This is a genomic window from Streptomyces sp. P17 (assembly GCF_032436805.1).
GTDB lineage: Bacteria > Actinomycetota > Actinomycetes > Streptomycetales > Streptomycetaceae > Streptomyces.
In genome coordinates this window covers 1-5,646 of sequence record NZ_JAVRBF010000132.1, presented here as the reverse complement: position 1 = coordinate 5,646, position 5,646 = coordinate 1, and the positions used below count along the sequence as shown (strand labels likewise).

General features: G+C 72.6%; 7 protein-coding genes. 2 read left to right on the top strand and 5 right to left on the bottom strand.

Annotated features, from left to right (window positions below; translation table 11 throughout):
• The first annotated feature begins 450 nt into the window (after positions 1-450).
• The gene (gene aroA, locus RMT89_RS39530; protein ID WP_315888585.1) at positions 451-1,680 is read left to right on the top strand and encodes a 3-phosphoshikimate 1-carboxyvinyltransferase; all 1,230 of its coding nucleotides are present in this window, start codon (positions 451-453) and stop codon (positions 1,678-1,680) included.
• Positions 1,681-1,690: 10 nt separating this feature from the next.
• Complete coding sequence (locus RMT89_RS39525) at positions 1,691-2,302, top strand: GNAT family protein (RefSeq protein WP_315888584.1); 612 nt, start codon at positions 1,691-1,693, stop codon at positions 2,300-2,302.
• Here RMT89_RS39525 and RMT89_RS39520 read toward each other — a convergent pair.
• The 5 genes from RMT89_RS39520 to RMT89_RS39500 form a co-directional block, all read right to left on the bottom strand.
• Positions 2,247-2,477, bottom strand: coding sequence for a LysR substrate-binding domain-containing protein (locus RMT89_RS39520; protein ID WP_315888583.1), 231 nt, complete (start codon positions 2,475-2,477; stop codon positions 2,247-2,249). The two genes, RMT89_RS39525 and RMT89_RS39520, sit on opposite strands and share 56 nt — an antisense overlap.
• Before the next feature lie 70 nt (positions 2,478-2,547).
• Positions 2,548-2,832, bottom strand: coding sequence for a hypothetical protein (locus tag RMT89_RS39515; RefSeq protein WP_399498802.1), 285 nt, complete (start codon positions 2,830-2,832; stop codon positions 2,548-2,550).
• A gap of 78 nt (positions 2,833-2,910) precedes the next feature.
• A complete protein-coding gene (locus tag RMT89_RS39510; RefSeq protein ID WP_315888582.1) occupies positions 2,911-3,711 on the bottom strand; it encodes a sugar phosphate isomerase/epimerase family protein in 801 nt (266 codons plus the stop codon).
• A gap of 49 nt (positions 3,712-3,760) precedes the next feature.
• Positions 3,761-4,693 carry a helix-turn-helix domain-containing GNAT family N-acetyltransferase gene (locus tag RMT89_RS39505; RefSeq protein WP_315888581.1) on the bottom strand — a complete coding sequence of 311 codons (933 nt, stop codon included), beginning with the start codon at positions 4,691-4,693 and terminating at the stop codon, positions 3,761-3,763.
• Positions 4,694-4,770: 77 nt separating this feature from the next.
• Entirely contained in the window at positions 4,771-5,367 is a 597-nt protein-coding gene (locus RMT89_RS39500; RefSeq protein ID WP_315888580.1) for a dihydrofolate reductase family protein, read from the bottom strand.
• Between the last annotated feature and the right edge of the window lie 279 nt (positions 5,368-5,646).

Sequence of the window (5,646 nt, the reverse complement as noted above, 5' to 3'; positions counted from 1 at the left end):
TGGCCGGCGCGGCCGCCGTGGGTCTGGTGCCGGCCGAGGTCCAGCCGGCCGGGTCTCCGCGCAGGATCCGGCCGGCCGGAGACAGCGCGTCCGGGGTCCTGGCCGGACTGGCCCGCTCGATGCCGGAGGACATGGCCACGGACTGAGGCGTACAGCATCAGCCGCAGCGGAGGCTCACCTGCGGCGGTGCAGCCGTTGCCGTGGATCGCGGCCGGCGCGGCGTACGGCGGCGGGATCGGTCTGGCCGGCGCGGCCGCCGTGGGTCTGGTGCCGGCCGAGGTCCAGCCGGCCGGGTCTCCGCGCAGGATCCGGCCGGCCATAGACAGCGCGTCCGGGGCCCTCGCCGGACTGGCTCGTTCCGCCCCGATGACATGGCCACGGACTGACGATCCGTGGTCCATCTCGTGGACTTCCGGGCGCCGGGGTGACGCGCCGGGCGATCATGGGGGCATGCCAGTTGTCGACATTCCCGGTTCCAAGTCCATCACCGCGCGCGCCCTCTTCCTGGCGGCGGCGGCCGACGGAGTCACCACCCTCGTACGGCCGTTGCGGTCGGACGACACCGAGGGCTTCGCCGAGGGCCTGGTGAGCCTCGGCTACCGCGTCGGGCGGACCCCGGACAGCTGGCAGGTGGACGGCCGCCCGCAGGGCCCCGCGGCCGCCGAGGCGGACGTCTACTGCCGGGACGGCGCGACGACCGCCCGCTTCCTGCCGACGCTGGCCGCCGCGGGCCACGGCACCTACCGCTTCGACGCCTCCGAGCAGATGCGCCGCCGCCCGCTGCTGCCGCTCACCCGGGCCCTGCGCGAGCTGGGCGTGGACCTGCGCCACGAGGAGAAGGAGGGCCACCACCCGCTCACCGTGACGGCGAAGGGCGTCGTCGGCGGCGAGGTCACGCTGGACGCCGGCCAGTCCTCGCAGTACCTGACCGCCCTGCTGCTGCTCGGCCCGCTCACCGAGCAGGGCCTGCGCGTCCATGTCACCGACCTGGTCTCGGTGCCGTACGTCGAGATCACGCTCGCGATGATGCGGGCCTTCGGGGTGGAGGTGACCCGCGACGGCAATGACTTCGTGGTCCCCGCCGGTGGCTACACCGCCACCACGTACGCCATCGAACCCGACGCCTCCACGGCCGGCTACTTCTTCGCCTCAGCGGCCGTGACCGGCGGCGAGGTGACCGTGCCGGGCCTGGGCGAGGGCGCGCTCCAGGGCGACCTGGGCTTTGTCGAGGTGCTGCGCCGGATGGGCGCGGAGGTGGAGATCGGCGCCGACCGCACGACGGTCCGCGGCACCGGCGAACTGCGCGGCCTCACGGTCAACATGCGGGACATCTCCGACACCATGCCCACGCTCGCCGCCATCGCCCCCTTCGCCTCGGGCCCGGTGCGTATCGAGGACGTCGCCAACACCCGGGTGAAGGAGTGCGACCGCCTGGAGGCCTGCGCGGAGAACCTCCGGCGCCTCGGCGTACGGGTGGAGACGGGCCCCGACTGGATCGAGATCCACCCGGGAGCCCTTTCCGGCACCGAGATCACGTCCTACGGCGACCACCGCATCGTCATGTCCTTCGCGGTCACCGGCCTGCGCGTGCCGGGTATTTCGTTCGACGACCCCGGCTGCGTACGCAAGACTTTCCCGGGTTTCCACGAGGAATTCGGGGCGCTGCGCGCACGACTGTGAGGGGCGAGCGGTGGGCTTCAAGCTGGAAGGACCGGTTCTGGAGGGCGAGTTGGTCCGTCTGGAACCGCTGGAGCCGCGGCACGCGCCCGGACTGGCCCTGGCGGCCGAGGAGAACCGCGACACGTACGCGTTCACCTGGGTGCCGCGGGCGAGTGAGGTCGAGGCCTACGTCGACGCGCAACTCGCCCGCGCGGCAGCCGGCATCCTCGCGCCCTACGCCCAGATCTCCACGGCGACCGGACGCGTGGTCGGCGCCACCTCCTACTGGGAGCCGCGGTCCTGGACCTCCGAGGACCGGCTGGACGCCATCGAGGTCGGCTTCACCTGGCTCGCCGCCTCCGCGCAGGGCACGGGCGTGAACACCGAGGCGAAACTCCTCCTGTTCCGGCACGCCTTCGAGGCGTGGGAGGTCTCCCGCGTCGACCTCAAGACCGACGCCCGCAACAAGCGTTCCCGCGCCGCGATCGAGCGCACGGGCGCCCGCTTCGAGGGCGTCCTGCGCAACTGGTCCCGCTCCTGGGCGCCGGGGGAGGAGGGCCTGTTGCGGGACTCCGCGATCTACTCGATCACCTCCGAGGAGTGGCCGGAGTGCCGGGCACTGCTGGAGAAGCGGCTGCGCTGAGCAGCTCTTCCCGTAGGGCCGTAAGCACCGGGTCCGCCTCCGAGCCCGCCCGTACGGCCGCGAAGACGTTGCGGGAGGGCGGCGCGCCCTCGGTGGTGAGCAGGGCGAGGTCGCGGTGCGCGTAGAGCGGCCGGACCAGGCGCGGGATCAGCGCCACGCCCCGGCCCGCCTCCACCAGCGCGGCCAGTGCGGCCCACCCCCATACGCCGCCAAGTCGGCGCGGGCTCGCTCCAGTTGGGCCGCGATCAGCCCGACGGTCGCGAGAAGGAAGATCCGGCGCCGGTCCCCGCGGTCCGCCGGTCCGCCCAGGACCCGGCGAGCAGTCCGACGACCACCAGGGGCAGCGCCTGCGCCGGCCCCACCGCACCGCTCCACACCGCGCTGTGCGTCATGTCCCACACCTGGAACATGACGGTCACCACCGTCATGAAGCTGCCCAGGATGGAGGCCGTGCGCCCGATCAACAGCCGCCGGAAAACGGGGGAGGTGCGCAGGGGCCGTACGTCGACGAGGGTACGGGCAAGGCTCATGAGGGCATGGCGGAGCGCGGCTGCGCGGGCGGGATCATGACGGCGACGTTAACCGGGGCCCCGCCCCGGGCCAACGAATTACGCGGAGTCGTTGAGCAGCCGGGCGAGGTGGTCGTGGCCCGCGCCGAGCAGGTCCGTGAGCGGGGCCGCCTGCTCGTACCAGCGCTTCTCGTACTCCCAGCACAGCCAGCCGTCCCAGCCGTGCCGGGAGAGCACCTCCACGCACTCGGCGAGCGGCAGCACCCCGGAGCCCAGCGGCAGCGGGGTGGTGTCGGCGGCGGAGGCGATGTCCTTGACCTGGACGTAGCCGAGATACGGGGCGAGAGCGGCGTACGACTCCGAGGGCTGCTCGCCGCCCAGCCAGGTGTGCATCACGTCCCACAGCGAGCCCACGTTCCGGTGCCCGACCAGGCCGAGCACCCGGATCGCGGCGGCTCCGGTGCGGTGCGAGTCGTGGGTCTCCAGCAGGATCCGTACGCCGAGGTCGGCGGCGTACTCGGCGGCGGTGCCGAGCCTGCGGGCGGCGACGGCGTCGGCCTCCTCGGGGCGCTGGGAGTCCTCGGCGCCGGGGAAGACGCGCACGAAAGGGGCGCCCAGGTCGCGGGCGAGGTCGAGCAGGGCGAGGATCTCCTCGATCACCGGTTCGTCGGGACCGGGGGCGGCCACCCGGGCGTATCCGGCGATGCCGACGACCTCGACTCCGGCCGTCTTGAACTCGGCGGCCGCCGTGAGCCGCTCCTCTGGTGTGAGCCCCGGATGCACCGGCTCCTCGGGATGCGCGCGCAGTTCCACGCCGTGATAGCCGTGGGCGGACGCGAGCCGCAGCACGTCGGCGAGGGGAAGACCGGGGACACCGAGAGTGGAGAACGCCAGCTTCATAATCGCGACTCTACGCGTCACCCGGGGGCGCCGGTCAGATCGGGCGCCGTCATTCCGGCGTGCCGGTCAGGTCCAGGCGCCAGTCCTGTCCGACCAGGTCCTTGCCGAAGGAGCGGTGCGGCTTCTCGGCGGTGAGCACGAAACCGTGGCGCTGGTAGAGGCGGCGGGCGGCGGCGAGGACGTCGTTGGTCCACAGGACCAGGTCGCGGTAGCCGACCCCGCGCGCGAAGTCCACGACCGCGCCGATCAGCCGGTCGCCGATGCCGAGGCCGCGCGCGTCCGGTTCGACGAGGAGGAGCCTCAGCCGGGCGGTGGCGGGCGCCTCGTCCCGGACGCACATCACGCACCCGACCGGACGCCCGTCCAGCTCGGCGATCCACACCCGCTCCAGGTGGGGATCGTGGTCCTCGGCGAAGTCCGCGACGATCCGCGCGACCAGCCCTTCGTAGTCGGTGTTCCAGCCGAACTCGGACGCGTACAGCGCGGCGTTGCGCTGCACGATCCAGCCGAGGTCGCCCGGGCCCGGCTCGCGCAGCAGGACGTCTGCGGGGCCCTTGTGATCCTTGGCGGAGAGGATCTCGCGGACCGTGCGCATCGCCTCCGCGAGCCGGAGCCGGTCGGTGGCCGGTACCGCGGAGAGCAGCGAGCCCACGGCCTCGTTCGAGCGCTCGGCCAGCAGGGCGGCGGTCTCCCTGCCGTGTGCGGTGAGCGTGATCCGGCGCCGCCGGGGATCCTGCGCGGAAGGGCTGCGCTCGACCAGGCCGTCCTGCTCGAACCTGGTCAGGATCCGGCTCAGATACCCCGAGTCCAGGGAGAGTTCGGTACGCAGGTCGGCGGCGTCCGTCCGCGGGGAGTGCGCGAGCTCGTAGAGCACGCGGGACTCGGTGAGGGTGTACGGGGCGTACAGATGGCGGCTGTGGTCGAGGGCGCCGATGACGTTCGTGTAGAAGCGGTTGAAGGCGCGGATGTCCTGGACGGTCATGGTCGACCCGCTCCCTGATGGTTGACTCAGTCAGAGATGTCGTACGGGTCGAGCGTAGGACGCCCGCCCCCGCCCGGCTACCCCTCGGCCGCCGGCCGGAAGACGCACACCTGGGCGCCGGTCTTGGCGGTGGTCGTGGAGACCAGCTCCAGCGGGCGCTTCCCGCCGTCCGCGGGGAAGATCGACTTGCCGCCGCCGAGCAGCACCGGCATCACGATGAGCTGGAGCTCGTCGACGAGGCCCTCCTGGATGAGGGTGCGCACCAGGGTCGGGCTGCCCATCATCGCCAGGTCGCCGCCCTCGGCCGCGCGCAGCTCCCGGATCCTGGCGACCGCTCCGTCGGCGGGGATGAGCTCGCTGTTGTTCCAGGTCAGATCGGCGTCGGAGAGGGTGCCGGAGACGACGTACTTCTTGATGGAGTTCATCCGGTCGGCGAAGGGGTCCCCGGCCCGCTCCGGCCACGCGGCGGCCATGGTCTGGAAGGTGCGGCGCCCGAAGAGCAGCGCCTCGGCCTTGCGCATCCCCGCGTCGAAGGCACCGCCGAGGACCTCCGGGTCGAAGTACGGGTGCGACCAGCCGCCGTGCGCGAAACCGCCGTCGGTGTCCTCCTGGGGACCGCCCGGCGCCTGCACGACGCCGTCGAGGCTGATGAACTCGGTGATGACGATGCGCATCGTGGTCACTCCTGCGTCTGTGGGGTGGTGTCGGCAATGAGACCGGGGCGAACGCCGGAACTCATCGCCACGACGGGAATCGGTGAGAGATCGTTCAGCTACGGCGATGACACTCCTCCAGCACCGCCGACTCCTCCTCGCTCAACCGTAGTCCGCCCGCCGCGACGTTCTCCGTCAGATGGCCCGGGTCCCCCGTGCCGGGGCCCCGACTTCCTCAACCCGGCACCGGCGGGCCCGGCCCCGACCCTCGCCGAGGAGCACCCGGCAGCTCGCCGAGCA